Here is a 25,663-nt window from a genome sequence, read left to right on the forward strand (position 1 = left end):
GACGAGGAGTCAGGTGAGCGCGGGTACGCAGGAGGAGGCGCCGGGCGGCGGTCCAACCGTGCTGCGCATTCTGCTCGGCTCCCAGCTGCGAAAGCTGCGTGAGTCGAGGGGGATCACCCGGGAGTCGGCGGGCTACGAGATCCGTGCCTCCGGGTCGAAGATCAGCCGGATGGAGCTCGGCCGGGTCAGTTTCAAGGAACGCGACGTCGCGGACCTCTTGACCTTGTACGGGGTGGCCGACAGCGAGGAGCGCGAGCAGCTGCTGAGCCTCGCCCGGCAGGCCAACAACCCCGGCTGGTGGCAGCAGCTGAACGATGTGCTCCCGTCGTGGTTCCAGGCCTACCTGGGCCTTGAGGCGGCGGCCACGCTCATTCGTACCTATGAGATCCAGTTCGTCCCGGGCTTGCTCCAAACGCCGGAATACGCGCGGGCTGTGATCATGCTCGGGCACGCGGGCGCGAGCGCCGAGGAGATCAACCGCCGGGTCGAGGTGCGCCGGCAGCGCCAGGCGATTCTCACCCGTTCGGGTGGGCCGCAGCTGTGGGCCGTGATCGATGAGGCGGTGCTGCGCCGGCCGATCGGCGGGGTCGACGTGATGCGCGCGCAGATCGAGGCGCTCATCGAGGCGTCGAAGCTGCCGAGCGTGCGGCTGCAGATCATCCCGTTCACCGCGGGCGGGCACGCCGCGGCCGGTGGCCCGTTCGCGATTCTGCGGTTTCCCGAGCCCGAGTTGCCCGACGTGGTCTACGTGGAGCAGTTGACGAGCGCGATCTACCTCGACAAGCGCGAGGACGTGGATCAGTACGCGATGGCGATGGAGCGCGTCTGCATCGACGCCGAGCCGCCGAACCACACGCCGGAGATCCTCGGCAAACTCCTGAACGAGGTCGGCCGCCCGATCTGACGGTTTTGCGGGCGCAGCGGCGATCTGAGGGCATAGAAAAGGGCGGCCTGTGGGCCGCCCGCGAGTTGTGGTCTGAGGTCCGGCCGGGCGCGTCAGGGTCCGGCCGGACCTATTTTTCGTGCCGACGGCGTCCGGCCGGCGGCACTCCTGGCCTTCAGGCCAGCAGGTTGTCGAAGTCCCCGTCCCGGACCCCACCGAGGAACGCCTCGATCTCGGCTCGGGTGTAGATCAGCGCGGCACCCTCGGGGTCGCGGGAGTTGCGCACGGCGACGTCGCCGCCGGGCAGGACGGCGCACTCCACACAGTTGCCACTCGGGTTGCTGCGGCGGCTCTTCTGCCAGGTCACGCCCTGCAGCTGACCGGCTGGCATGCCGTTGACCACGTAGGTCATTCCAAGCTCCCTTGGTTCGCCCGGATCGCCGTTCGACCCGGGATGTGTTGTCCACATGGCTATTTCGGGCGGTGATGCAAATGCACGTGCATCTGGCCTTGCGTAGTCACGGGATTCTGAGCATGATAACGCACGTGAGTCCATCCGAGGAGGGTCACGCAGAGTGAACTTCTTTGGGTGATGGGTCGGTCGCGGAGCGACAGTCTGCGGCCTCAGCGCAAGGCTCCCTGGCGGGGGCGTCCGAGCGAGAGGTGACGATGATGTCGATACCCAATATCGGCCCAGAACATCCCGATCCGGGCTACCCCGGCGCGTCCGAGAGCTCGCGCCGGGGCAATCCGCCGCTGGTCTACCGGGATGCGGAGATCACCGACGAGGTGGTCGCCGCGTCCACGCGGGCCAGTGCGGTCAGTCACCGATTCGGTGGTGTTCGTTACGCACTGAGTCGGCCCGGCGGGGTGACCGTCGCCGAGCCACCGGCAGAGGAGGGTGAGTCCGACGCGCGCGATTGAACTCGTCCGTTGCCACGGGCGCCGGTCCACGGGGCTTCCACCCGCTCGTTCGCGGTGGATGGCCTCGGCGCCACGCGTCCGTGACGACCGGCTGCGGCCGTCCCGTCCGCGCTGGCCGGTGTACGAGTTCGCCGAGTCGGACTATTGCTATGGCATCGGCACGATCCGGCTCCGTGTGGTCCGGGTCGACTGGCACAAGCCGATTCCGCACGAGGGCGAGACCTGGCTCGGCGTGCGGGGCATCGTGGTCGACCCGGACGGTCGCGAGGGTGTCGTCCGGGAAGTCCTCATCCGCGCCGGGCGTGTCCCGGTGCCGCCGGCCTGCAAACGGCCACGACTTCGGGTGTTGCGAGATACGCCCGTTTGACGCCGGGTGGGTGGTCCGGTTCCCCGTGCTGGGCCACCCATCCGGTCCACCCCGTTCCGCGGGGTGACCGGGCGAATGTGACCGCCGGAGTGGGGTTCTCCGGGCGGGGTTGTGAGTAGCGGGCCGCGCCGCCGACTGTCGCATGGTCGGCGCCGCGGCCCCGGCCTTACCCATCCCGATAAAAAGCCCGAACAGCAGAAGATCAAGTTCAAGATCTTCATTGCCTATCTCCGCCGGGGTACAGACCGTCGCTCCCGCGGGGACCCTTCCGACCTTCGCAGGCCGCTGGCGCGGCCAGAACGCGAAGCCCGAAAGGGCGACGTTTATGGGTGGTTGCGGTCAACCCAAAAGGATCGGCCCCGCCCGGGCAGTGGGCGAGGCCGATCCGGGGTGCACCTCAGGCCTTATGCGTGGAAGAAACCTGAGTGGGCACGTCAGGGGGTTGGAGCTGCTCCGAGTGCGGCGCCCTCGGAGGCGAGGCAGACGAGAACCGTGGTCAGGGCTTGCGGGCGACGCCGGACCAGTAATACGCCGCCTCGGGGTTGTCGACCTCGATGTCCGGCCGCCAGGCCGACACCGGGACCAGGCCCGGGTCCAGAAGCTCCCAGTCGCCGAACAGGCGGGCGACCGCCTCACGCGTCCGGGCGACCAGGGTCATGCCGGCGCCGGTGGCCGCGGCGACGGCCTGCTGGACCTCCACCGGGTTGAAGTCGGCGGTCGGGTGCGTGACGGCCAGGCAGCTGCCGGACGGCATCGCATCCCGCAGCTCGGCGACCTTGGACCACGGGTCGTCCTCGTCGGCCAGCAGCATCAGGATGGCGATCAGGGTGAGCCCGACCGGCTTGGTCAGGTCGAGCGTGTCGGTGAGGACCGGGTCGTCCAGGATCGAGCGCGGGTCGCGGATGTCGGCGCTGATGTACTCACTGCGACCCTCGGGGTGGCTGAGCATCAGGGCCCGCGCGTGGACCAGCACGATCGGGTCGTTGTCGACGTAGACGACACGGGTCTCGGGGGCGATCTTCTGCGCGATCTCGTGCAGGTTGGGCGAGGTCGGGATGCCGGTGCCGACGTCCAGGAACTGGCGGATGCCTTCCTTCTCGACCAGGTCGCGGGCGGCGCGGTGGACGAACTTCCGATTCTCCCCGGCCATGTAACGCATGCCGGGAATGGCCTGGATCATGGCCTCGCCGACGGCCCGGTCGACGGCGAAGTTGTCCTTGCCGCCGAGCCAGTAGTCGTAGATGCGGGCGGAGTGCGGAACATTCGGGTTCACCCCGGGCGGTGCCACCTCGTGCTGTGCGGAGCTGCCACTGCCTTGTTGCACAACCGCCTCCTTGCGCCGACCCCGACCGTCGATCATCGACAGCCCGTCCAGACTAGCGCCAACGATTGACCGATATCACCCCCGGAATCCGAAGGTGGTCACGGAGTGGCACGAAGGCGCTAAGCGGCGGATGCGTGCCCGGCGTACCCGCGGAGATCCGCCGCTGACACCACACGATCACGTCCGCCGTGCTTGGCAGCGTACAGATGACTGTCCGCAGTGGACAGCAGGGGTGCCTGACCGGCATCCGGCGCGTCGCCGCGGCCGGCCACACCGATGCTCACCGTGACCGGCAGGTGGCGGGTGAGCGGCGACCAGTGCTGGTTCCGGATCGTGCGGCGGATGCTGTCGAGCCAGGTGGTGGCCCGGGGCACCGGCGTGCCCGGGAAGACGACGAGGAACTCCTCGCCGCCCATCCGGGCCACGAAACCGTCCGGGCAGGCGGCGGCGACCTCGCGGGCCAGCACCTGGGCGACCTTGACCAGCACCTTGTCGCCCACGTCGTGCGAGAGCTGGTCGTTGATCTGCTTGAAGTGGTCCAGGTCGACCAGGGCCACGGTGAGCGCCGGGTCGGTGCGGATCAGGGACGGGAGGCGCTCGTCGACATACCGCCGGTTGTGCAGGCCGGTGAGCGGGTCACGGCGGGCCTGCTCGCGGAAGCGCTCGGCGTCCTGCCGGGCCTCGGCGGTCTCGAACATCGCCTGCCGGGTGCGCGCCCGAGCCTCCCGCTGCAGGGACTGCTGCTGGTGGTAGACCTCGAAGAACGTCTTGTGGGCGGCGAACGCGGCCTCGAAGTCACCGCGGGCCGCGTGCAGCTCGGCCTGCTCCTGGTGCATGCGGACCAGCGACTCGCCGAGGTCACGCTCCTGGCACTGGCGCAGAGCCTCGTCCAGGCTGGCCTGGGCCAGGTCATACTTACCCAGGCCGCGCTGGGCCTGGGCCAGGGTCACCAGGTATTGCGCCATGTCGTTGGCGTCGTCCCACTTGCCCTCGGCGTGACGCTCCAGGCACAGGCGCATGCTCTCCTCGGCCGCGGCGAAGTGCCCGCCGGCGGCCTGGATCGAGCCGATGGTGTCCAGGAAGGCCGGTTCGAGGGGGATGTCCCACTCGCCGGCGAGGCGCTGCAGACGGTTCGCCACGTCCTCGGCGCGCTGCTGGTTGCCGGTGCAGGACTCCACGTAGGCATAGTTGTTGAGCATGCAGAGCAGCACCGGGGAGCCGTGGCTGACGGCCAGCTCCTCGGCCTGGGCGTACCGGATCCGGGCGGCGTCCATGTCGTCGGCGAAGTAGAGGGCGTCGGCCAGTTTCGTCCGATGCCAGATCTGCATGTGCTCGGTGGCGTCGTCGTCGAGCAGTTCGACCGCGAGGACCGCGTGCTCCAGCCCCTGCTCGGCGTCGCCCAGGTGCAGGTGGATCGAGGACCAGACCAGGTGGGTGCGCGCCAGCAGCTGGTGGGCGTCGTGGTCGACGGCCCACTGGTGGACGTGCCAGATCTGCTCGGCCGCCGCGGCGACGTCACCGGTGCGCATCCGCATGTTGATCTGGCCGAGCCGGGCCCGGGCGGCGAGCAGCTCGTCGCCGAGCCGGATCGCGGCCTGCTCGATCTCGGTCAGGCGGGCCAGCTCGAAGTGGGCGTCCCAGGAACGCCGGTCCTCGATGGTGAGCAGAACAGCCGACAGTGTCGGGGCGTCCATCTCGCGCTCGTTCAACCCGGTGCTCCTCTCCGTGGTCAGCTGGACCATTCGGTCGCGGGGCACGCGGGCTGAGGAAAACCGCGCCGATGATCAGCTCTCCGTCAACCGAGGTTAGCTCTCTGTCAACAAAAGGTTTCACGTTCAACACCGTGATCTGAATCGCCTGCCGTATGAACGACAGGAGTGCAGACAGAAAGGCGCCCGGACTCCTAGGAGCCCGGGCGCCGAGGGTTGGCTTACTTGGCCGCCGCCACCAACTCCGGCTCGGCCGGTTCCGGCGCGCTCAGGTCGACCGTGCTGCGCAGCTTGGCGGGCTTCATCGCGATCGCCGCGATCACACCGACCACCGCGATGAACATCGAGATCAGGAAGATGTGCCCGGTCGCGTCGCCGTAGGCCACCCGCACCACGTGCTGGATCGACTCCGGCAGGCTGCTCAGGTTGAGCGCGCTGATGCCGGATCCGCTGCCGGACGACGGGGCGCCCGAGGCGGCCAGCTGGGTGGTGATCGAGTCGCTGACCCGGCGGGCCAGGACCGCGCCGAGCACCGAGACGCCGATCGTGCCGCCCAGCGAGCGGAAGAACGCGATGGTCGAGCTGGCCGCGCCGATGTCCCGGAGGGCGACGCTGTTCTGCACGGCGAGCACCAGGTTCTGCATCGACATGCCGACGCCGGCGCCGACCAGGAACATCGCGATGCCGACATACCAGAGCGGGGTGTCGTGGTCGAGGACGGAGAGCCCGCCGAACCCGGCGACCAGGATGATCGTGCCGGCCACCACGTACGGCTTGATGTTGCCGCTCCTGGTGATCAGGCGCCCGGCGACGGTCGACGCGAGGGCCAGGCCGAACATCATCGGGATGGTGAGCAGGCCGGCCTCGGTGGGGCTGTAGCCACGGCCGATCTGGAAGTACTGACCGAGGAAGACCGAGCCGCCGAACATCGCCATGCCGACCGCCAGGCTGCCCAGGATGGCCAGGGCGGTGGTGCGCTGCTTGACGATCGGCAGCGGGACCACGGGCTCGGCCGCCCGGGACTCGACCAGGGTGGCCAGGGCGAGCAGCACGGCACCGGCGCCGACCATGGCGAACGTCTGCCACGAGAGCCAGCCGAACGAGCTGTCCACGAACGACACCCAGACCAGCAGGACGCTGACGCCGGCCGCGATCAGGGTGGCGCCCAGGTAGTCGATCTTCACGTTCTCCCGGCGCAGGACCGGCAGGTGCAGGGTCTTCTGCAGGACGACGAGCGCGATGATCGCGATCGGGATGCCGATGAAGAAGCACCAGCGCCAGCCCAGCGCGGAGTCCACGATCACGCCGCCGAGCAGCGGGCCGGCGACCGTGGCCAGGCCCATGACGCCGCCGAGGTAGCCGTTGTAGCGGCCGCGCTCGCGGGGCGGGATCATCGCCGCGATGGCGACCTGGACCAGCGCCTGGACGCCGCCCATGCCGAGGCCCTGGAACGCGCGGGCGGCGATCAGCTGCTCGGTGTTCTGGGTCAGGCCGGCGATGATCGAGCCGAGCACGTAGACCACGATCGCGATCTGGACCAGCAGTTTCTTGCTGTAGAGGTCGGAGAGCTTGCCCCAGATCGGGGTGGAGGCGGTCGCGGTCAGCAGGGTGGCGGTGACGACCCAGGTGTACTGGGTCTGCGAGCCGTTCAGGTCCCCGATGATCGTGGGGAGCGCGGTGGAGACGATCGTGGAGCTGGACAGCGCGACGAACAGCACGAGCAGGAGGCCGGAGAGGGCTTCGAGGATCTCGCGGTGCGTCATCGTCTTGGTTTCGGGGGCACTCATGCGCGCTGCCCTTCCGGTCGTAATGGTTGCTCAGTACAACTATCGGCAACGCTTGCGCATTGGGCAAACTTTCCCACTGGGAAGTGATGTTCGTCGCCGGTACGCTTTCGACCATGAGCGCGACGACGTCAGAGCCGGAGCCCGGCCTGCGTGAGCGGAAGAAGACGGCGACCCGGCAGGCGCTGCACGAGGCCGCCATCCGCCTGGCGTTCGAGCACGGGCCGGAGAAGGTCACGGTCGAGGCGATCGCCGACGACGCGGGCGTCTCCCGGCGCACCTTCTCGAACTACTTCGCCAACAAGGAAGAGGCGCTCTTCTACGGCGACCTGCAGCGCATGCGCCTGCTGGCCGGACTGATCCGGGAGCAGCCGCCCGAGGCATCCCCGTGGGTGGCGCTCACCGGCGCGGCCGAGGCGTTCTACCGCGAGCTCGGCGACCTCGACCCGGAGTGGATCGCCCGGGGCCGGATGGTGCGGCGGCATCCGTCGCTGGCCGCCGCGCAGGTGCAGACGTTCGCCGCGCTCGAACGGGAGATCGCCACCGAGGTCGCGGCCCGGCTGGGCTCGTCCGATCCGCTCGGCGTGCGCGCGCAGTTGATCGCCGCGACCTACATGGCGGTGCTGCGCGTGTCGCTCAACGTGTGGCTGGAACGCCGCCCCGAGGTCAACTTCTGGGATGTCGCGCGGGACTCGCTGGCCGACGCCGGCCGCGGGTTCGCCTGAGAAAAACCAGATCAACACCGCTTTCGCCGTACGTCGAAATCGTGTTTTGAATGTGAAAAAGCGAGCCCCCCGGGAGGTGCCGGCCCGGGGGACTCGCTGTGACGGGGGTCGAGAAGATCAGCCCTTGAAGCCGGCGAAGATCTTGGAGAACTCGAACGCCGTCTGGGTGACGTTGGTGCACTGGAAGAGCGCGCCCTGGCAGGCGTTCTTGTCGCGCTGCATCTCCCAGAAGGAGACGAAGCCGATGTGGTTGGTGTTGGCGAACGCGACCAGGTCCTTGGCGTCGCTCTGCGAGAACGTGCCGCTGTCGTCGTTCTTGCCGATCATCGGGGTGACGCCGACCATCTTGAAGGCGGCCGCGTCCGAGTTGCCGTAGATCGACTTGATCTGGTCCTTGGTGGACTTGACCGCCTGGATCGCCAGGTCACCGTAGTCCTGGCCGGAGCGGCCGTAGTCCATCGCCATGATGTTGACCAGGTCCAGGTCGACGCCGGCGTTCTTGGCCGACTTGACCACGTTCAGGCCGTCCGCGGTCAGGCCCTCGGGCAGCACCGGCAGGGTCAGCGAGATCTTCAGGCCCGGGTTGGACTTCTGCAGCCCGGCCAGGGCGGTCGAGCGGCGGTTGATCGAGGCGGTGTCGGCCGAGGCCGCGCCCTCGATGTCCAGGTCGATGTACTTCAGGTTGTACGCGTCGACGACCGCCTGGTACTCGGCCTGCAGCGCGGACGTCGAGGTGCAGGCCTGGGCCAGCTCGACACCGGTCGCGCCACCGAACGAGACCTTCACGTCGCCGCCGGCCGCGCGGATCGCGCTGATCTGGTCGCCGAACTGCTTGGCCCGCGGGTCGAAGGCGCCGAACCAGCTGGCCTTGCAGCCGGCCGCGGTGACGAAGGCCAGGCTGAACGACTTGACGTTGCCGCCGGTCGCGAGCGCGGAAAGCGTGCCGCCGTTCGAGAGGACACCCATGTCGACGTACGGGGCGACCAGCACGCCGCTCGCCGTCCCGGTGCCGCCGGTCGAGGTCGCGGTGGCGGTCGGCGTGGCCGTCGCGGTCTTGGTCGGCGTCGCGGTGGCCGTCTTGGTCGGGGTGGCCGTCGCCGTCTTGGTGGGCGTCGCGGTCGCCGTCTTGGTCGGCGCGACGGTCGCGGTGGCGGTCGGGGCGGTGGTCGCGCCGCCGGTCGTGCAGGCCGCGCCGTTGATCGTGCAGCTGGTCGGGTCACCCTGGCCGGCCACCACGAACCCGAAGGAGAGGGAGCCGCCGGCCGGGATCGTCGCGTTGTACGAGGCGTTCTTCGCCGTCTCGACGTTGCCGTTGGCGCTCACCACGGCGTCCCACGCGCTGCCGACCTTGGCCGTCGCCGGGAGACCGAAGACCAGCTGCCAGCCGTTCACGGCGGCGCCGGTGTTGTTGGTGATCGTGTAGTGGGCCTGGTAGCCGGTGCCCCAGTCGCTCTCCTTGGTGAAGGAGGCGCTCAGGGTGCCCGAGCTCGTGGTGGCCGCGACCGCCGCGCCGATGCCGCCGCCGACCGCGAGCAGCGCGGCTGATGAGTAGATGGCGAGCCGCAGACGGCTGCGTTGCATGTCGAACTCCGATCACGGGGGATGGTGACGGAGCTGATTGTTCGCTGTGTCCGGCTTAAGGTTCTCCGCCAAGCACCTTAAAGATCCTTAAAAGCCGCACCGTGACCGTGTTGTCACCGCGTGGCCAGGCCGCCGATGACCAGGGACAACTGGCGGCGCCAGGCGTTCGGCTCCGTGGCGTGCCGGTTCACCCCGGCGTTGGCCATCATCACCAGCCACAGATCGTGCCGGGTGAAATCGGCCCGCAGACGGCCGGCCCGCTGCGCCCGGATCAGCACGTCGACCGCGCGCTGCTGAGCCGCCGCCCGCAACCCGGACAACCGCTCGTCGTCGTCGAACGCGTCGGTCACCAGCAGCTCGGCCAGGCCCCGGTCGGTGGCCTGCAACTCGCAGACCCGGGTGAGATAGCCGACGAAGGCCGCCCACGGATCCGGATGCTCACAGGCCTGATCGGCCAGCCGGACCGCGGCCGTCATGTGGCTGGCGAACACCTCGGCGATCAGGTGCCGCCGGCTGGGGAAACGCCGGTACAGCGTGGCGTTGCCGACGCCGGCGCGACGGGCGATCTCGTCCAGCGAGGCATCCAGACCCTGCTCCGCGAAGACCTCGCGAGCGGCGGAGAGCAGGGCCGCACGATTTCGGCGGGCATCCGCACGCAGCCGGGTGGCCATGCGCATGAGAATACGACGTTTCGCCGGGAAAGCCGCTAGCCTCGGGACGATCTTGATGGATCGACTCGGAGGATGTGGACATGTACCAGGCTTCGATCGACATTCCGGCCGCTGACGGCTCGGCCGACTCTTACTTCGTCAAGCCGGACGGCCCCGGGCCGTACCCGGGGATTCTGCTGTTCATGGATGCTTTCGGCCTCCGGCCGCGGCTGCAGGAGATGGCCGACCGGATCGCCGCCGAGGGGTACGCCGTCCTGGTGCCCAACCTGTTCTACCGCGATCGGCGCAGCCCGCTGATCGACCCGGACGAGCTCACCGACCCGGAGAAGCGCGGGGCGGCGTTCGGCAAGCTGGGGCCGATGATGCAGAACCTCACCGCCGAGCGGGTGATCGCCGACACCCGGGCCTACCTGGACTATCTCGCCGCGCAGGACGGCGTCGAGGCCGGGCCGGTCGGTGTCGTCGGCTACTGCATGGGCGGGCGCAACGGGCTCATCGCGATGTCCGCGCTGCCCGACCGGATCAAGGTGCTGGGCAGCTTCCACGCCGGCCGCGTGGTCAGCGACGACGAGAACAGCCCGCACCGGGGCGTCGGCGCGATCACCGGCGAGGTCTACTTCGGGCACGCCGACAACGACGGCTCGATGACCCCGGACAACATCAAGGACCTGGAGGCGGCGCTGGAGGCGGGCGGCGTCACCTACACCTCCGAGGTGTACGAGGGCGCGCCGCACGGCTACACGATGTCCGACACGGCGATGCACCACCAGGGCGGCGAGGACCGGCACTGGGCGGCGCTGTTCCCGCTGTTCGAGCGCAACCTGCGCCGTACTGAATAAGCGGTTTTCAGTTTTTGTAGAGGTCGGGGAAGTAGCGGTCGATCGCGGTGACGTCGTAGATGTGGCGGATCTCGTTGATCTGGTGGTCGTCCACGCCCAGGAACTCGACCAGGCGGGCCGTGCCGAACGGGGCCGCCAGGTCGTAGATCACGGTGGCGCCGTCCAGGGCGTCGGTCCGCGCGGCGACCGTGATCCCGTCGGCGAAGGCGGCGATCCGGTGCAGGACCTGGAGCAGTTCCTCGTCGTCGACGGGGGCGTCCAGGTTCCACTCGACCTCGATGTCCGGGGTGAGCACCCGCCGCGCCGCGGGCAGGTCGTCCGAGGTCCAGGACCGGACCCAGAAGTCCACCACGTCCATGTATGTCTCCTAAGTGGTGATATGCGAAAAGCCGCCGTCCGGACAACCGGACGGCGGCCTCGCGAGATACGCGGCGGTCAGCCGTTCAGCATCGTCTCGGCGCTGACGAACGAGTACCCGAGCCCCTTGACGCCGGTGACCAGGTCCTTGAGGTAGTCCGTGCCGAGATAGGCGTGGTAGAAGCAGCTTGCCACGCCGTCGCGGACCACGAGGTTGCGGTCGGCCGAGGCGATGATGTCGGCCGGCAGCCGGACCGGGTGGTTGTTGAACGCCTCGGTCTCGACGTTGCCGACGTTCTCCGGGATGACGACCGAACCGTAGACGTCCCGCACCGGGTACGGGAAGAACTGCCCGAACTGCCGGGAGTAGTCGTATTTCGCACCGGTCAGCACGCCCGGGAAGTACAGCCCGCGGTCGTAACGCTTGCCGAACAGCGCGTTGACCGCGTCGTAGTCCGGCGCGCTCGCCGCGTAGTGCGGGAACTCGAAGATCTTGGGCGCACCGAGCCCGGCCGCCGTGAAGACCAGACCCGAGGCGACCATCCGGGCGGTGGCCCAGGCGGCCGAGTCCTCGGCGACCGGGCCGTCGTAGATCACGTTGTCGTCGGCGTCCACGTGCGCCTTGTAGAACTCGAAGTCGTTCGCGCTGACCCCGTCGTACGGGTTGGCCACCGAACCGTACTGGTGGGTGTACCCGTGCATGATCAGCGTGCCGCCCTTGGCCTGCATGTACTTCAGCGCGGCGACCACCTTCGGCTTGTTCAGCAGGGTGTAGTCCTGCGCCTTGCCGTTGCCGACACCCTTCGGGTCCCGGAACCGCGGGTAGACGGCGACACTGAACGGCACCTTCTCGGCGGCCAGGTAGTCGGCGACCGCCTTGAGCCCCTCCGGGTCCGCGTCCGGGCCGACGTCCTCGATGCGGATCAGGGCGCGGTGGCGTTCGGTCGTCCCGCCGCCCAGCGAGTCGAAGAGCAGGTCGGCGAAGGCCAGGTAGCGGTCGTCGTGGGTGACGTAGGCGAACGGGATCTCACCGACATAGGTCAGGTTTCCCGACCTCACCGCCCACGGGAAGCTCGTGCCGTCGGCCCGGACCGCCGTGGCCAGCGTGGTGACCTTGGCGCTGTCGCTGATCGACAGGTTCATGATCCCGGACTTGTTGTCGGTGCTCCGGGTCAGCTTCTTGCCCTTGTAGCCGACCTCGGTCACCTCGGCGAAGTCGAACGTGCCGCTGGCGAAGCCGTACCTGGCGGTGAACCCGTCCTTGGCCGCGAGCTGCCAGATGTTGTCGTAGACCCAGGTCACCGGCTTGGTCGTGGCCAGCACATCGGTCAGGAACGCGGCCGGCAGCGGCTCGTCGTAGGTCGAGCCGAGGTAGATCACCGCGGTGTAGGCGCTCATGTCGCCCGACTTGTACTTGGCCACCGGCGCCGCTGTCCACGTGCCGAAGCGCGAGCTCAGGTTCGCGGTCTGGGTGGCGTAGACCTCGCCCAGCCAGCCGTAGTCGCCGGTGGTGTCGTACAGGACCAGGGTCTTGGCCGTTCCGGCGCCCGGCCCGCCCTTGCCCGCCTTGGCCGCCGAGGTCGTGTTGGCCGGCGTGGTCGTCGCCGCGTCGGCCTGCACGGAGTTGAAGCCGATGCCGGCGGCCACGGCCACGGCGGCCGCACCACCACCGGCGATGAGGGTGCGTCGGGTTACCTTCGAGGTGCTCATCAGGCGATCGCTCCGATCTCGGCGGCGGACTGCTGAACGGGCATGGCGTCGGGCGCCGGGGCGAGCCCGAGAAGCGCGGCGGTGGCCTGGGCGGTGCGCTGGGCGGCGCGGCCGTCGCCGTACGGGTTACCGCCGGACGTCATCGCGTCCCGGCGGGCCTTGCTGTCCAGCAGGGCGGACGCCTCGGCGACGATCAGCGCCGGGTCGGAGCCGACCAGCTTGGCGCAGCCGGCGTGCAGCGACTCGACCCGCTCGGTGACGTCGCGCAGCACCAGGGCGGGCACGCCGAACGACGGCGCCTCCTCCTGGATGCCGCCCGAGTCGGTCAGGACCAGGTAGGCCTCGGAGAGCAGGCGGGACAGGTCTGGATAGGGCAGCGGATCGGTCACGGTGACCCGCTCGACCCCGGCCAGCGCGGCGTCGACCTGGGCCCGGACCGCCGGGTTGGGGTGGCTGGGCAGCACGACCTCGATGTCCGGGTAGCGCTCGATCAGCTCCTTGACCGCGCTCAGGATCCGGTCCAGCGGCTCACCCCACGACTCGCGGCGGTGCGCGGTGACCAGGACCAGGCGCTTGGTGCTCTCGGCCCGGGCGGCGGCGACGGCCTGGTTCTCGTACGGGAGACGCTTCGCGGCCACCGCGAGGGTCGCGTCGACCACGGTGTTGCCGGTGATCAGCACGTCGCTCGCGGCGATCTTCTCGTCCAGCAGGTTCATCGCGGCCAGCGGCGTCGGCGCCAGGTGCAGGGCGGCGACCTGGGCGACCAGGCGGCGGTTGCCCTCCTCGGGGAACGGCGACTCCAGGTCACCCGAGCGCAGCCCGGCCTCCAGGTGCACGACCGGGATCCGGCGCCAGAACGCGGCCAGCGCGCCGGCCAGGCTGGTGGTGGTGTCGCCCTGGACGATCACGGCGGCCGGGGTGCGGACCGACCAGAGCTCGTCGAGCTGCTGGATCATCGCGGTGAGCAGCTCGGCCTGGGTGCCGGTGGCGCGGTCCACGGTGAGCGTGATGTCCGGCTCCAGGTCGAACGCGGCCAGCGCCTGCGTGACCATCGTCGGGTGCTGACCGCTGGCCAGCAGGATCGGGGTGAGCAGGCCGGCCTCGCGGAAGGCGAGAGCGACCGGGGCGAGCTTGACGGCCTCGGGGCGGGTGCCGCCGATCAGGTGGACTTCGCGAAGGGACATTGGGGGGAGCCTTCCTTCACTTACAGGGGGGTGGTGGTGCAGGCCTGCGGGAATCAGGCGGCTTGGAGGGCGAGGGGTTCCTCGGCGAGGCGTTCGGTCTTGGCCCAGGACTGCTTGCCGCTCAACTGACGGCCCAGCGCCCGGTAGGTCGCGGTCAGGCCGAGGAGCAGGAAAGCGGGATAGGCCAGGGCGGCCAGCAGCATCCGGCCGATCGCCTCGTCACCACGCTTGGTCCGGTGCACCAGCACCCAGATCAGGCCCGGGAACATGGTGACGACCAGCCAGATGCCGACGCTGGCGCCGAGCGCGGTCCAGGTGGGCAGGAACGGCACCGGGTGACCGATCAGCAGCCCGAGGAAGCCGGCCGTGCCACTCAGGGAGAGCAGGACCGCGATGATCGCGTTGGCCCACGGCGACACCAGATAATGCAAGATCTCGACCAGCGACGTACGGGCGATGTTGCCCGACTGGAACAGCGAGCCGAGGTAGCGGGCGCACTGCAGGTTGCCCTGGGCCCAGCGGGTGCGCTGCCGGGTCAGCCGCTTGATGTCGACCACCGCCTGCTGGGTCACCGAGGCCCGCGAGGTGTAGCGGATCGACACGCCCTGCAGGTGCATGCGCAGGCCCAGTTCCATGTCCTCGACCAGGCAGTCCGACCAGGGCGCGGTGCCCAGCGAGATCAGCGTGGAGAGGCGGCTGAACTGACCGTTGCCGCCCAGGCCGACGGTGTCGAGCGCGTTGCGCATGTTCTGGCTGGCGTCGACGATCGCGCCGAACTCCAGGTCCTGCACGGCGCCCAGGAGCCGGTTGCGGTTGCGGATGCGAACCTGGACCTGGACCGCGCCGACGCGGCTGTCGCCCATCAGGCGGCCGACCTCGTTCAGGATGTTCTCGCTGCCCTGGCCGTCGCCGTCGATGATGCCGAGCACGACCCGGTCGGCCGGAACACCCTCGTCGGCGGTGAGCTGGGCGATGAAACGGTAGGCGGCGTTCAGGGCCTCGCCCTTGCCCTGGCGGGCCTCGGGCAGGTCGCGTCGCATGACGTGCAGGCGCGGGTGATCGATGGCGGCCAGGACCTCGGGCGTACGGTCGTCCGAGCCGTCGTCGACCACCAGGACGCGTGCGAGGGTGCCGGCCGGGCCGCGCAGACCGAGGGCCGCGTTCACCGTGTTGGCGACCACCGCCTCCTCGTTCAGGGCCGGCACGATGATCCAGAAGTGGTCGGGCTTGCCGCCGCCGCTGGCCAGGGCCTTGTTGACGACCGTGGCGCGGTGGGTGCCGGTGTAGTGGACCGCGAACCAGACCAGGACGACCGTGGAGAGCGGCCAGGCCAGCAGGATCGCGTAGCCCGCGACCGCGATGAGCCAGCCGTCCGATGCGGACATCGTCTCCCCCGTCTCTGTCCCTGCCACGATGTCGTGGACGTATTAGGACATTACGGAGCTACCGGGCGGCTCTCAATAGTCGTCGTACGGCCGTTGCGGCATACCGCCCGAATGGCCTATGCCAGACATCCCAGACGTCTCGGGCTGGGAAAAACCGTACGAAAAAGGCGGCCACCGTGTGGTGGCCGCCTTCCGTGAGCCCGGTCTCAGTCGTCGAGCAGATTCGGGTTGTCGCGCAGCATCGCGGCCAGCCGGCGGGCGGCCAGCTCGGCCTCCTCGGCCTGACGCTCGGCCTGGAACGGCACCGGGTTCGCCATCGGCATCGGATTCGGCGCCGCGGGCGGTGGTGGCGGCGGTGGGGCCGGCTCGGCGTGCGGCTGGCGCTGCGGTGGCACCGGCGGCGGTGAATACGCAGCCGGGGGAGGCGGCGGCGGTGGCGCCTGCGGGGTCACGAACGGTCGCTCGGCGGTGGGCGGCTCGGCGTACTCGTAATCGGTCGGACCGAACCGGTCCTGATCGTCGTGACTGCCCCGCGGCGGCGGCTCGTCATCGACGTTGATCTCGAAGTCCGCGTGCGCCCGGGTCGGCTCGGCCGGCGACGGGGTGGGCACCGCATGGTCGGCTCTGACCTGCACGGTGCCGTCGGCGAACCCGAAATGCAGCAGCACCGGATCCCCGGCGCCCTCCACCCCGACGGTGACGCCCAGGTTCGGATGCCGGGTGATGACCCCGGCGATGGCCTCGACAAGCTCGGTCACCGCGGGGGGCGGCCCCGGGTTCTCCCCGGCCGCGGCGCGCTTTCGCAGCTCGTCGCGGCGCGCAAGCTTGTCGAGCGCGTCGTCCAGTCCGCCTCGCACGTCACCGTCCTCTTTCTCGCAACGGTCGCCCGGTACCTATGGGAATGCATAGCAAACCGGGCGACCCCGCGGACACCCTACGACTTCATCTTTATCGCCTTGTCGAGAGCCTGGTCGAGAACGACGAGCAGGGCATCCCGGACAGAGGCGCGGAAGCGGGCGTCGTAGGAGATGACCGGGACGTCCTCGCGGACCGCGAGCGCCCAGCGCACCTCGTCGAGGCTGTACGCCATGTTGCCGTTGAACGTGTTGACGCCGACCACGAACGGCAGGCCGGCCCGCTCGAAGTAGTCGACGGCCGGATAGCAGTCGTCGATGCGGTTGGTGTCGACCACGACCAGCGCGCCCAGGGCACCCTTGACCAGGTCGTCCCACATGAAGGCGAACCGGGTCTGGCCCGGCGTGCCGAAGATGTAGAGCTTCAGCGTCTGGTCGATGGTCAGTACGCCGAAGTCCATCGCGATCGTCGTGGTGGTCTTCGTTGTGGCCTGGCCGACGTTGTCGATGCCGATCGACTCCGACGTCATCTCGGCTTCGGTGGTCAGCGGCGAGATCTCCGAGATGGCGCCGACGGTCGTCGTCTTACCCACCCCGAAGCCGCCGGCCACGATGATCTTTACCGGAACCGGCGCTTTTTTGGTGGGCGCGGCTCCGCCCGGTATGCGCGCGGTTCCGACGACGCGGTTAGCTGATGGATCGAAGTCCACGGATCACTCGCATGATGGTCTCGGGGTCAGGGGTGTCGTTTTCAATGCCCTGGATGTCCACCTGACCGGCGGCGCGGAGGTCGCCGACGAGGATTTGACAGACGCCCAGGTGCAGACGCAAGCGTGCGGAGATCTCGGCCACCGAGATCGGGCTCTCTTCGAGGAGCGCCACGATCGCCCTGGTTTCCGGCGAGAACCGGGACGGTGGCGCTCCAACCACCACCGTCACCTGAGTCTCCATACCGATTTCGGGGTCGCCTCCATCGGTGCGTCCGGCCGTGATGACGAACGGACGCAGAGTGTTGCTCTGTCCTTGCTCGACCGGCGGCTGTTCCCCGGTAGGGGTGTAGCCGCCGGCCGAATGCTTCGGACCGGATTGCAGGAAGGGCCGGACTCCGGGGCGCGCCGGAGGTACCGGTTCGGCAGCGGGGTCCGGGTATGTCATTGCTGGACGGCGTTCTTCAACTCGGCGATCAGGCGCGGGCTCAGGGCGCCGCCGGCCCGGGTGGCGAAGAGAGTCATCTCGTACGCCAGAGTGCCCAGGTTGGCCGACCGGTCGGCGATGACGCCGAGCACCGAGCCGGCGCTGATCGCGGTCACCAGCAGGTAGCCGTCGGCCATGTCGATGATGACCCGGTTCAGGGCGCCCAGCCGGTACCAGCTGGCGGCACCTCCGGCGAGGCTGGTCAGGCCGGAGACCACGGCCGCCAGACGCTCGGCGTTGGGCCGGTCCTTGATCGCGGACATGGCCATCAGCAGACCGTCCGAGGAGACGGCGATGGCTTCGATCACGCCGGCGGTCCCGGACGTGAAGGAGTCCAGCAGCCAGTTGAAGGTTTTGGCTTCGGCGCTGAGCTGACTTTGCGCGGTGGGGTAGGGGGAAGTCATCGCGGTTGTCCCTCGGGTTGTGGCTGAGTTTCATTCAGAGCGAGTGCGACGCCGTACTCAAACTGATCCATCAGTGCGCGAGCCTGCTCCGGGTCCATCAGGGTCGGAGCCGGCGGAAGGATCGGCTGGTGCGGCTCGCTCGGCAGGGTCGCCCCTGGCACGCGGCGAGTCAAGCCGCCACCGGCGGGCGGCGTCGGCGGTGCGGGGGCGGCCACCGGTGCGGGGGCGTCCCACTGCTGCGATCGGGCCGGCTCGTTCCACTGCGGGGTGGGGGCCGGCTCGTTCCACTGCTGCTGAGCCGGGGCCGGCTCGTTCCACTGCGGCGCGGGCGCCGGGGTGTTCCACTGCGGCGCGGCTTCCGGCGCGGCGGCCGGGGCCGGCACGTTCCACTGCGGGGCGGGCAGATCGGGCATCGAGGCCGGCATGCTCCACTGCCCGCTCGCGAAGTCCGGAGCCGGCGTCGTGGTGCTGGTCTCGTGCGCCCGGCTGACCCCTTGCTCGAACGCGTCGAAGGCGGCCCGGGCGGCCAGAGCGTCGTCCTGCGACGGCGCCGCGGCGTGCTGCTTCGGACCGGTTTCGGTCGGGAGCTGGCTGCCCGGAACCCGGCGGCGCAGCGGCTTGTTGCCGCCGTTCTGCTGGGCGACCGCCGGCTCCGGAGCGGTCGGCTCCGGGACAGGGGCCGAGTAGCCCGAGTTACTGGCCGAAGCCATCGGTGCCTCCACGGCCGGGGCCGGGGTGTTCCAGGCCGGCTCGGCCGGCGTGTTCCAGTTGGTCTCGGCCGGAGCCGGGGTGTTCCAGCTCGGCTCGGCCGGAGCCTGCGCCGGGGTGTTCCAGGTCGGCTCGGGAGCCGCGGCCGGGGCGTTGTTCCAGCTCGGTGCCGGGGAGGCCGGAGCCGGAGTGTTCCAGGCGGCCGGCTGGTCCGGGATGGTCCAGGCGGTCTCCGACGGCTGCGGTGCGGTCCAGCCCGGACCGGCCGGCAGCGCCGGGTCGTTGCCCCAGGCCGACTGGCCGGCGGCCGGCAGCTCGGGCATCGCGGCCGGGTTACGGCCGGCGACCGGGATGCCGCTGTTGTAGGCGTGCGCGGGGTCGGGCTGCTGGTACGCCACCGGCTCCTGGTACGGAACACCCGGCGAGTAGACCGGCTCGGCGTCGTAGACCGGCTGACCGGCGTACGGGTCCTCGACGGCCGACGGGACCGGGGCCCCACCGAACGCGTTCCAGGACGGTACCGACTCCAGCGTCCGGGTGGCCCGGTTCAGCACGTTCGGGTCGAACGGCTGCTGGCTGCCCGGAACGGTACGGATCGCCGTGCTGGCGATGGCCACCTCGGCCGTGTTGCCGCGCAGCGCGCCACTGATCGGCGGGCCGACGGTCTCGTAGCCGGCCGGGATCTGCGGCATGGCCGGCGGCGCCGGAACGGCCGGAGCGACCTTCGCCGGAGCCAGGCTCTCGACCCGGGCGATCAGGTGCTGCGGGCTCAGGTCGATCCAGGCGGTCAGACCGCCGTCCGGCGTGTCGGTCAGGGTGACCTCGATGCCGTGCCGGCGGGCCAGACGGCCGACCACGAACAGACCGAGCACCTCGGTGGGGGCCAGGTCCAGTCGCTCACGGCGGGTCAGTCGGGCGTTCTCCTCGGCCAGACGCTCGGGCTGCAGGCCCAGGCCGTGGTCGATGATGGCGACGCGGGCGCCGCCACGCAGTTCCTCGGCCGAGACCGTGACGTTGGTGTGCGGCGGGGAGAACGTGGTCGAGTTCTCCAGCAGCTCGGCCAGGAGCAGCGTGAGGTCGGCCAGGACGGCCGGCACCACGACGATCTCCTCGGGGATGTCCACGTCGACACGGGTGTAGTCCTCGATCTCACCGAGGGCGAGACGGACGACGTCGGACAGGGCCAGCGGCGCCATGTGCTCGTTGGCACCGGCACCACCGGAGAGCACGACGAGCGCGGACGCGTTCCGGCGCAGACGGCTGGACATGTGGTCCAGTCGGTACAGCTCGCGGAGGCGGTCGGAGTCGGTCTCCCGGCGCTCCAGACCGTCGATCAGGGTCAGCTGGCGACCGACCAGGTTCTGCGTACGCCGGCCGACGTGGCCGAACATCTGGGCGACGTTACGGCGGCCGAGCACCTGGCGTTCCACCAGCCGGGCGGCGGTGGTCTGCACCCGGTCGAACGCTCGGGCCAGGTCACCGATCTCGTCCTGGGCCTCGACGTCGACCGGGTCCAGTCGGATCGGTCGCACCTGGGCCTCGGACTCGTCGTCGGCGACTCGTTCGAGCTCGGCCTCGGCGGCGCGGGCGATGCGGTCCGCCGAGACGGTCAGACGCCGCAGCGGCCGGGCGACCGCGCGGGCCATGAAGATCGACAGCGTGACCACGAGGATCAGCAGGAGCAGCGCGCCACCACCGATGTAGACCGCCTGCTGGATGGCGGACGACCGGTTGTCGGTGGCGGTGATGTCCACGTCCTTGGCCACGCGCTTCTCGACGAAACCACCGAGGACCATGACGGACTGCAGCGACGGGAACAGCGTCTTGGGGTTGAGGCTGCTCAGCGCCAGCGTCGGGTTCTGGGCCAGGGTCGCGGTGAACGTCGCGCCCACCCGCGACTGGAACGCGTCCTGGGTGTTCAGGTAGAGCTTGTACTGCGCGTCGGTGAAGTACGGCTTCGACGACGTGATGATCGACTGGATCTGGCTGAACGTCTGGTTGAACAGCGACAGCGGCAGAGCCGCACCGGCCCGGGTGTCGGCGTCGGTCGACTTGATCAGAACCGCGGCGGTGGCCAGGTAGGACGACGCCTGGCTGATCAGGTCGTCGGAGCGCATCGAGCGCTCCAGGGCGAAGACCTGCTGGCCCACGCCGGTGCTCAGGTCGGCGTGGGTGCTCAGCCCCAGGCCGTCGATCATCGGCGTGATGACGTTGGTGAAGTCGGTGACGACACTCGCCGAGTCGGTCTGCCGGGTCAGCACGTTGGACCGGGTGCTGTTCAGCTTGGTGGCCAGGATGACCGACCGGCGCAGCGCCGTAGGCAGCGTGTACTGGCTGTCGAGCAGGTCGGCGACCTTCTCGGCGGCCTCGGCGCTCTGCACGACCAGGGTGGGCTCGTCGACCAGGCCCATCAGGAAGCCCACCGAGAGCAGGCGCTCCTCCTGGAGCTGCAGGATCGCGGAACTGACCTGGGTGGCCAACTGGACGGAGTCCGAGGTGTCCTGCGCCTCGGACGCCGCGTTGGCACGGTTGATGACGATCGGCACTGTCAGGGCGAGAACACCCAGCAGCGGTACGAGCACCAACAGGGCAAGTTTGCCCAGGATGCGGAACTTACCGAAGAGCACCGGAACGCTCCCGCCCGCCGCCGTAGTTGGGGGCCTCGCCGTAGTTCGGAACCGAGTCGTACGGGCCACCGCCGTAGGGGTTGCCGACCGGGGCGTTGCCGCCGCCGGAGACCTGGACCGAGACGTCACGGCTGGTCTCACCCGGCTGCTCGGTGAACCCGGTCTGCACCTCACGGGCCCGGCCGCGGGTCCACAGGGTGGCCACGACGATCAGCACGATCGCGATCCCGAAGAGGACGAAGGCCTCGATGCGCTTGTAGGTCAGCGAGCCCGACCGGTCGTCGAGCAGGCCGGAGATCTCCTTCAGGATGACGCCGGACAGCGCGCTCAACGCGGTCTGCAGGGTCGACTGCGCGGTCACCAGGGTGGAGACGTTCGGACCCTTGGTGCTGCCGAGGTTGGCACCACGGTTGGCCGCCTCGATACCACGGCGGAACGAGTCGAGGTTACTCACCAGGTTGCCGCTGAGCGTGTTGCTGCTGGTGTCGTCGACGGCCTCCTGGAGGCGATCGGTCAGGTCACCGACGCTGTCCTGAACCAGCAGGGCCTGGTAGCCGAACTTGGTGTTCAGGGTGGTCTTGGCGCTGCCGGTGGCGGCCGCGGCCATGTTCGCGAGGTCGCTCATCCGGGAGACGGCGGTGACCGCGCGCGGCATCTTGTCGGCCACGACGCTCTGCAGGAACGAGATGTCGGCGTCCGGGTCACGGCTCAGGGTCGAGTTCTCCTGGACCGTGGTGAACAGCGCGATGGTCAGGTCGGCGACCTCGACGTGGGCCGTGAAGACCTTGTCGTCGGTGCCCTTGATCTTCGGCAGGGCGGCGATCTTGGCCTTCAGATCGGTCCACCGGGTCCGAGCGCCGAGCTCCTGACCGAAACGGTCGTCGACGCCCTGCACGCGGGCCACGGCCGCGGTGACCGAGGCGGGCTCCGCGGCGACGCCCTGCAGAGCCGACGACTGCGACTCGGCCAGGGCCGAGATCAGTGGGCTCAGCGCGTTGAGGTATTCGACGCCGTCCTGTTCCAACTGGACGTTGTCACGCTGCTTCGAGTTCTCTTGCAGGACCCGCAGGAACAGGCCTGCGGCAGGCAGCAGGACAAGAACCGTCAGCACCACCGCGAGGGCGGAGCGTAAACGGGTTCGCCGGCTGTTCACCGAGACTGACATTGCTTTCGTCCTCCGCCATGCACACACGCGATGGGCCATTGGGGGGCTACCGAACGTAGCCGTGCGGGCGCACCGATCTGGGTCAATCTATCCGAGAAATCCTCAAGAAACCCCTTTCCAAGGGTCAGAGTTCGCTCGGCTGATCGGGGGATACGCAGCACTTGTGACCGCGCTCTCGCAAGGTTTCTGTCGGCAGGGTGACAAGTGCCGCGCAGATGGTATCGGTATCGCGGGGGAGACGTGAATATGAGTTCTACTTCGGATTCGTTACGTCTTGGGTACCGTGCTATCCACGGAAAGTGCCAAAGCAATTACTAAAGGAAGTAAAATTACTTTGGGTAATTGATCCAACACAGAGAAAAGGGCCCCTCCGTCCCGTTTCGGGTGTGGAGAGGCCCTAATGACTCAAATCCTGCTCAGTGCCTTCCGGAGCGGGTCGAGGCCGAGCGCACCCAGGTCCAGCGCGTCCCGATGGAAGGACTTGAGGTCGAAATCACGGCCTTTGCGAGCCTTCGCCTCGTCCCGGGCCTGTAGCCAGATTCGCTCGCCGATCTTGTACGACGGCGCCTGCCCCGGCCATCCCAGGTAACGCTTCCACTCGAAGCGCAGGACCTCCTCCGGCTGCCGGGTGTGCCCCCGCAGGAACTCCCAGCCCAGCTCCGGCGTCCAGCGCTCGCCCGGGTGGAAACCGAACGGATTGTCCCGCGGGATCTCCAGCTCCAGGTGCATGCCGATGTCGACGATCACCCGGCAGGCCCGCAGCGCCTGCCCGTCCAGCATGCCCAGCCGGTTGCCCGGGTCGCTGAGGTAGCCGAGCTCGTCCATCAGCCGCTCGGCGTAGAGCGCCCAGCCCTCACCGTGCCCGGAGCACCAGGCCAGCAGCCGCCGCCAGCGGTTCAGCGAGTCGGCCCGCAGCAGCGTCTGGGCGACCTGCAGGTGGTGACCGGGGACACCCTCGTGGTAGACGGTGGTCACCTCGCGCCAGGTCGAGAACGTCTCCTGACCCTCCGGCACCGACCACCACATCCGGCCGGGACGGGCGAAGTCCTCGCTCGGGCCGGTGTAGTAGATGCTGCCGTCGCTGGTCGGGGTGAGGCAGCACTCCAGCTTCTGGGCCGGCCCCTCGATGTCGAAGTGCTTGCCGTTGAGCTCGGCGACCGCCTGGTCGGAGAGCTCCTGCATCCAGTCCCGGAACCGCTCCTTGCCGGGGATGTTGCGGGCCGGGTCGGCGTCGAGCACGACCACCGCCTGATCGACCGTGGCGCCGGGGCCGGCGATGACCGCCGAGACCGCGGCCATCTCCCGCTCCAGGCGATGCAATTCCTCAAATCCCCAGAGGTACGTCTCCTGCAGATCCACCTTGGCGCCGAGGAAGTACTGCGAGGCCAGGGCGTACCGCTCCGGCCCGGCGGCCTCCTTCTCCCGCCCGCGCGGGGCCAGCTCGTCGCGCAGGAATCGGCCGAAGTCGGACGTCGCCGCGGTCGCCACCTCGGCCGCCTTGCGCAGCTCGGCGCTGAGCGCGCCGGAGGCGTCGAGCCGGTCGGCCAGCCCGTGGAAAAAGTTGTCCCGCGCCGGGTCGGTCCACGCGTCGCACTGCTCGGCCACGGCCGCCAGCTGGGCCGATGCGCTGATCAGGCCCCGATCGGCGCCCTCGAGCAGAGTCCGCCGGTACTGCGTGAGCGCGGTCGGGAACGCGGCGAGCCGGGTGGCGATGTTGGCCACCGCCTCCTCGCCCTCGGTCGGCATCAGGTCGAACGTCATACGCAGCCCGTGCAGACTACTGACGATCACGTTGACCTCGGTCGCGGCGAATCCGGTGTCGAGCCGGGTCAGCTCCAGCCCCAGCCGCTCCATCATGGCTTCCTTGGCGACCTGCTCGGACTCGTGCTCCGGCTCGATCACATCAAGATCATTGAGGGTACGGCGGGTCAGCTCGGCCTGGGCCGCGAAGCCCTCGGGCGAGAGGTCGTCGGTCTTGTCGTCGTAACCCGAGATGCCGACCGAGGTCGCGCCGGTCGGGTTCAGCTCGGCCCAGTCATCGACGTATCGGTCGGCGAGTTCGTCAATTTGTCCCACCGCCCGACCCTATGGGATCTCCCGTCGCGGGAGTCATCCCATTTCACCCATGCGATCGGGTCCATTCCAGCAGACGGTCGGCCGTCCAGGTGTTGACCACCCGATCGGCCGGCACCCCGCACAGCGCCGCCCGCTCGCAACCGTTACCCAGCCAGTCCAGCTGGCCCGGCGCGTGCGCGTCGGTGTCGATGCTGAACCGGCAGCCGGCCTCGACCGCCACCGTGAGCATCCGTTTCGGCGGGTCGAGCCGGTCCGGCCGGGAGTTGATCTCGACCGCCTTGTCGTGCTCGACGCACGCGGCCAGCACCTTCTCCAGGTCGAAGGTGCTCGGCGGGCGGGTCCGGGCGGTCCGGTGGGCGGCGTCACCGGCGCCGGCCGCGGCCACCTTCCGGCCGGTCATGTGCCCGAGCACGTCCAGGTGCGGGTTGGCGATCGCGGCCAGCATCCGCCGGGTCATCTTGGCCGAGTCGTCCCGCAGCTTGCTGTGCACCGAGCCGACCACCACGTCGAGCCGGGCCAGCAGCTCGTCCTCCTGGTCGAGCGAGCCGTCCTCGTTGATGTCGACCTCGATGCCGGTGAGGATCCGGAAGCCGTCCGGCAGCTGCGCGTTCAGCTTCGCCACGTGGTCGAGCTGGCGGCGCAGCCGGTCCGCGGTCAGGCCGTGGGCGACGGTGAGCCGCGGCGAATGGTCGGTGAGCACGAAGTACTCATGGCCGACGTCGGCCGCGGCCAGGGCCATCTCCTCGATCGGGGACCCGCCGTCCGACCAGTCCGAGTGCACGTGCAGGTCACCGCGCAGCGCCGCCCGCAGCTCGGCCGCCGCGGCCGGCAGGTCGGTGCCCTCGGTGCTGAGCAGCCGCCGCAGGTAGACCGGCTCCTCGCCGGCCAGGGACTCGGCCACGCAGCGGGCGGTCACGTCGCCGACACCGGTCAGCTTGGCCAGGGTCCCGGCGGCGGCCCGCTCGACCAGCTCGTCGTGCGGTGTCCGGGACACCGTCGCGGCCGCCGACCGGAAGGCCTTCACCCGGAACGTCGCCTCGTTCGCCCGCTCCAGCAGGAACGCGATGCGCCGCAGGTCGGCGACCGGATCACGAGATGCCATGACCCCACATTAGGCGCTGCCGGGGATCGGGGTTGCCGGACAAAGATCGGCATCGGTATGTTCCCTGCGCCGTTCCGGGGGACGGGCGGC

The 25,663-nt window shown here is 69.5% G+C and carries 23 protein-coding genes; 5 read left to right on the forward strand and 18 right to left on the reverse strand.

The window, feature by feature from the left end; genetic code table 11:
* Positions 1-13 precede the first annotated feature (13 nt).
* Entirely contained in the window at positions 14-904 is an 891-nt protein-coding gene (locus ACSHV8_RS42420) for a helix-turn-helix domain-containing protein (protein ID WP_436525534.1), read from the forward strand.
* A 154-nt stretch (positions 905-1,058) separates the two neighbouring features.
* Here the strand turns inward: ACSHV8_RS42420 and ACSHV8_RS42425 are convergent, their stop codons facing one another.
* Positions 1,059-1,295: a DUF397 domain-containing protein gene (locus tag ACSHV8_RS42425; RefSeq protein WP_089295067.1), complete on the reverse strand. Its 237-nt coding sequence runs from the start codon at positions 1,293-1,295 to the stop codon at positions 1,059-1,061.
* A 251-nt stretch (positions 1,296-1,546) separates the two neighbouring features.
* On the opposite strand from ACSHV8_RS42425, the gene ACSHV8_RS42430 reads away from it, so the two are divergent.
* Positions 1,547-1,807: a hypothetical protein gene (locus ACSHV8_RS42430; protein WP_436525537.1), complete on the forward strand. Its 261-nt coding sequence runs from the start codon at positions 1,547-1,549 to the stop codon at positions 1,805-1,807.
* A gap of 58 nt (positions 1,808-1,865) precedes the next feature.
* Positions 1,866-2,174 (forward strand): hypothetical protein, encoded by a 309-nt coding sequence (locus ACSHV8_RS42435; RefSeq protein ID WP_436525539.1) that lies wholly within the window; start codon positions 1,866-1,868, stop codon positions 2,172-2,174.
* A 496-nt stretch (positions 2,175-2,670) separates the two neighbouring features.
* Here ACSHV8_RS42435 and ACSHV8_RS42440 read toward each other — a convergent pair whose 3' ends face one another.
* From ACSHV8_RS42440 to ACSHV8_RS42450, 3 genes are all read right to left on the reverse strand, one after another.
* On the reverse strand, positions 2,671-3,462 hold the full coding sequence (locus tag ACSHV8_RS42440) for an SAM-dependent methyltransferase (protein ID WP_436537186.1): 792 nt from the start codon (positions 3,460-3,462) through the stop codon (positions 2,671-2,673).
* 155 nt (positions 3,463-3,617) lie between these two features.
* Positions 3,618-5,207, reverse strand: a complete 1,590-nt coding sequence (locus ACSHV8_RS42445; RefSeq protein ID WP_436525541.1) for a diguanylate cyclase — start codon at positions 5,205-5,207, stop codon at positions 3,618-3,620.
* Between the two features lie 221 nt (positions 5,208-5,428).
* Positions 5,429-6,994, reverse strand: coding sequence for an MDR family MFS transporter (locus tag ACSHV8_RS42450; RefSeq protein WP_436525543.1), 1,566 nt, complete (start codon positions 6,992-6,994; stop codon positions 5,429-5,431).
* Positions 6,995-7,107: 113 nt separating this feature from the next.
* On the opposite strand from ACSHV8_RS42450, the gene ACSHV8_RS42455 reads away from it, so the two are divergent.
* Positions 7,108-7,716, forward strand: coding sequence for a TetR/AcrR family transcriptional regulator (locus ACSHV8_RS42455; RefSeq protein WP_436525545.1), 609 nt, complete (start codon positions 7,108-7,110; stop codon positions 7,714-7,716).
* Between the two features lie 117 nt (positions 7,717-7,833).
* Here the strand turns inward: ACSHV8_RS42455 and ACSHV8_RS42460 are convergent, their stop codons facing one another.
* Both ACSHV8_RS42460 and ACSHV8_RS42465 read right to left on the reverse strand, forming a co-directional pair.
* Positions 7,834-9,297 carry a cellulose binding domain-containing protein gene (locus tag ACSHV8_RS42460; protein WP_436525547.1) on the reverse strand — a complete coding sequence of 488 codons (1,464 nt, stop codon included), beginning with the start codon at positions 9,295-9,297 and terminating at the stop codon, positions 7,834-7,836.
* Between the two features lie 113 nt (positions 9,298-9,410).
* The gene (locus ACSHV8_RS42465; protein WP_436525549.1) at positions 9,411-9,968 is read right to left on the reverse strand and encodes a TetR/AcrR family transcriptional regulator; all 558 of its coding nucleotides are present in this window, start codon (positions 9,966-9,968) and stop codon (positions 9,411-9,413) included.
* Positions 9,969-10,048: 80 nt separating this feature from the next.
* Between ACSHV8_RS42465 and ACSHV8_RS42470 the strand changes: the two genes are divergently transcribed.
* Positions 10,049-10,807 (forward strand): dienelactone hydrolase family protein, encoded by a 759-nt coding sequence (locus ACSHV8_RS42470; protein ID WP_436525551.1) that lies wholly within the window; start codon positions 10,049-10,051, stop codon positions 10,805-10,807.
* 7 nt (positions 10,808-10,814) lie between these two features.
* On the opposite strand, the gene ACSHV8_RS42475 is transcribed toward ACSHV8_RS42470, so the two are convergent.
* From ACSHV8_RS42475 to ACSHV8_RS42530, 12 genes are all read right to left on the reverse strand, one after another.
* Positions 10,815-11,165 (reverse strand): hypothetical protein, encoded by a 351-nt coding sequence (locus ACSHV8_RS42475; protein ID WP_436525553.1) that lies wholly within the window; start codon positions 11,163-11,165, stop codon positions 10,815-10,817.
* 77 nt (positions 11,166-11,242) lie between these two features.
* Complete coding sequence (locus ACSHV8_RS42480; RefSeq protein ID WP_436525555.1) at positions 11,243-12,874, reverse strand: DUF2334 domain-containing protein; 1,632 nt, start codon at positions 12,872-12,874, stop codon at positions 11,243-11,245.
* Complete coding sequence (gene wecB / locus ACSHV8_RS42485) at positions 12,874-14,058, reverse strand: non-hydrolyzing UDP-N-acetylglucosamine 2-epimerase (RefSeq protein ID WP_436525556.1); 1,185 nt, start codon at positions 14,056-14,058, stop codon at positions 12,874-12,876. The genes ACSHV8_RS42480 and wecB overlap by 1 nt, the downstream gene beginning before the upstream one ends.
* Before the next feature lie 53 nt (positions 14,059-14,111).
* Positions 14,112-15,443, reverse strand: a complete 1,332-nt coding sequence (locus ACSHV8_RS42490) for a glycosyltransferase (RefSeq protein WP_436525558.1) — start codon at positions 15,441-15,443, stop codon at positions 14,112-14,114.
* Positions 15,444-15,649: 206 nt separating this feature from the next.
* Positions 15,650-16,300 carry a hypothetical protein gene (locus tag ACSHV8_RS42495; RefSeq protein ID WP_436525560.1) on the reverse strand — a complete coding sequence of 217 codons (651 nt, stop codon included), beginning with the start codon at positions 16,298-16,300 and terminating at the stop codon, positions 15,650-15,652.
* 77 nt (positions 16,301-16,377) lie between these two features.
* The gene (locus ACSHV8_RS42500) at positions 16,378-17,007 is read right to left on the reverse strand and encodes a GTP-binding protein (RefSeq protein ID WP_436525562.1); all 630 of its coding nucleotides are present in this window, start codon (positions 17,005-17,007) and stop codon (positions 16,378-16,380) included.
* The gene (locus ACSHV8_RS42505; RefSeq protein WP_436525564.1) at positions 16,985-17,452 is read right to left on the reverse strand and encodes a DUF742 domain-containing protein; all 468 of its coding nucleotides are present in this window, start codon (positions 17,450-17,452) and stop codon (positions 16,985-16,987) included. The genes ACSHV8_RS42500 and ACSHV8_RS42505 overlap by 23 nt, the downstream gene beginning before the upstream one ends.
* Positions 17,449-17,895: a roadblock/LC7 domain-containing protein gene (locus ACSHV8_RS42510; RefSeq protein ID WP_014695083.1), complete on the reverse strand. Its 447-nt coding sequence runs from the start codon at positions 17,893-17,895 to the stop codon at positions 17,449-17,451. Before ACSHV8_RS42510 ends, ACSHV8_RS42505 begins: the two co-directional genes overlap by 4 nt.
* Entirely contained in the window at positions 17,892-21,230 is a 3,339-nt protein-coding gene (locus ACSHV8_RS42515) for an ATP-binding protein (protein ID WP_436525567.1), read from the reverse strand. Before ACSHV8_RS42515 ends, ACSHV8_RS42510 begins: the two co-directional genes overlap by 4 nt.
* A complete protein-coding gene (locus ACSHV8_RS42520; protein WP_436525569.1) occupies positions 21,217-22,341 on the reverse strand; it encodes a hypothetical protein in 1,125 nt (374 codons plus the stop codon). The genes ACSHV8_RS42515 and ACSHV8_RS42520 overlap by 14 nt, the downstream gene beginning before the upstream one ends.
* Before the next feature lie 459 nt (positions 22,342-22,800).
* Positions 22,801-24,471, reverse strand: a complete 1,671-nt coding sequence (locus ACSHV8_RS42525) for a DUF885 domain-containing protein (RefSeq protein ID WP_436525571.1) — start codon at positions 24,469-24,471, stop codon at positions 22,801-22,803.
* Between the two features lie 43 nt (positions 24,472-24,514).
* Positions 24,515-25,573 carry a PHP domain-containing protein gene (locus ACSHV8_RS42530; protein WP_436525573.1) on the reverse strand — a complete coding sequence of 353 codons (1,059 nt, stop codon included), beginning with the start codon at positions 25,571-25,573 and terminating at the stop codon, positions 24,515-24,517.
* Between the last annotated feature and the right edge of the window lie 90 nt (positions 25,574-25,663).

The organism is Actinoplanes sp. HUAS TT8 (assembly GCF_051380535.1).
Lineage (GTDB): Bacteria > Actinomycetota > Actinomycetes > Mycobacteriales > Micromonosporaceae > Actinoplanes.

What these genes read in the sequence shown, in the direction of transcription:
- ACSHV8_RS42460 (WP_436525547.1), bottom strand. Translation starts at nt 9,297, where the DNA reads ATGCAACGCAGCCGTCTGCGGCTCGCCATCTACTCATCAGCCGCGCTG.
- ACSHV8_RS42435 (WP_436525539.1), top strand. Translation starts at nt 1,866, where the DNA reads ATGGCCTCGGCGCCACGCGTCCGTGACGACCGGCTGCGGCCGTCCCGT.
- wecB (WP_436525556.1), bottom strand. Translation starts at nt 14,058, where the DNA reads ATGTCCCTTCGCGAAGTCCACCTGATCGGCGGCACCCGCCCCGAGGCC.
- ACSHV8_RS42455 (WP_436525545.1), top strand. Translation starts at nt 7,108, where the DNA reads ATGAGCGCGACGACGTCAGAGCCGGAGCCCGGCCTGCGTGAGCGGAAG.
- ACSHV8_RS42530 (WP_436525573.1), bottom strand. Translation starts at nt 25,573, where the DNA reads ATGGCATCTCGTGATCCGGTCGCCGACCTGCGGCGCATCGCGTTCCTG.
- ACSHV8_RS42510 (WP_014695083.1), bottom strand. Translation starts at nt 17,895, where the DNA reads ATGACTTCCCCCTACCCCACCGCGCAAAGTCAGCTCAGCGCCGAAGCC.
- ACSHV8_RS42465 (WP_436525549.1), bottom strand. Translation starts at nt 9,968, where the DNA reads ATGGCCACCCGGCTGCGTGCGGATGCCCGCCGAAATCGTGCGGCCCTG.
- ACSHV8_RS42475 (WP_436525553.1), bottom strand. Translation starts at nt 11,165, where the DNA reads ATGGACGTGGTGGACTTCTGGGTCCGGTCCTGGACCTCGGACGACCTG.
- ACSHV8_RS42480 (WP_436525555.1), bottom strand. Translation starts at nt 12,874, where the DNA reads ATGAGCACCTCGAAGGTAACCCGACGCACCCTCATCGCCGGTGGTGGT.
- ACSHV8_RS42425 (WP_089295067.1), bottom strand. Translation starts at nt 1,295, where the DNA reads ATGACCTACGTGGTCAACGGCATGCCAGCCGGTCAGCTGCAGGGCGTG.
- ACSHV8_RS42470 (WP_436525551.1), top strand. Translation starts at nt 10,049, where the DNA reads ATGTACCAGGCTTCGATCGACATTCCGGCCGCTGACGGCTCGGCCGAC.
- ACSHV8_RS42450 (WP_436525543.1), bottom strand. Translation starts at nt 6,994, where the DNA reads ATGAGTGCCCCCGAAACCAAGACGATGACGCACCGCGAGATCCTCGAA.
- ACSHV8_RS42505 (WP_436525564.1), bottom strand. Translation starts at nt 17,452, where the DNA reads ATGACATACCCGGACCCCGCTGCCGAACCGGTACCTCCGGCGCGCCCC.
- ACSHV8_RS42490 (WP_436525558.1), bottom strand. Translation starts at nt 15,443, where the DNA reads ATGTCCGCATCGGACGGCTGGCTCATCGCGGTCGCGGGCTACGCGATC.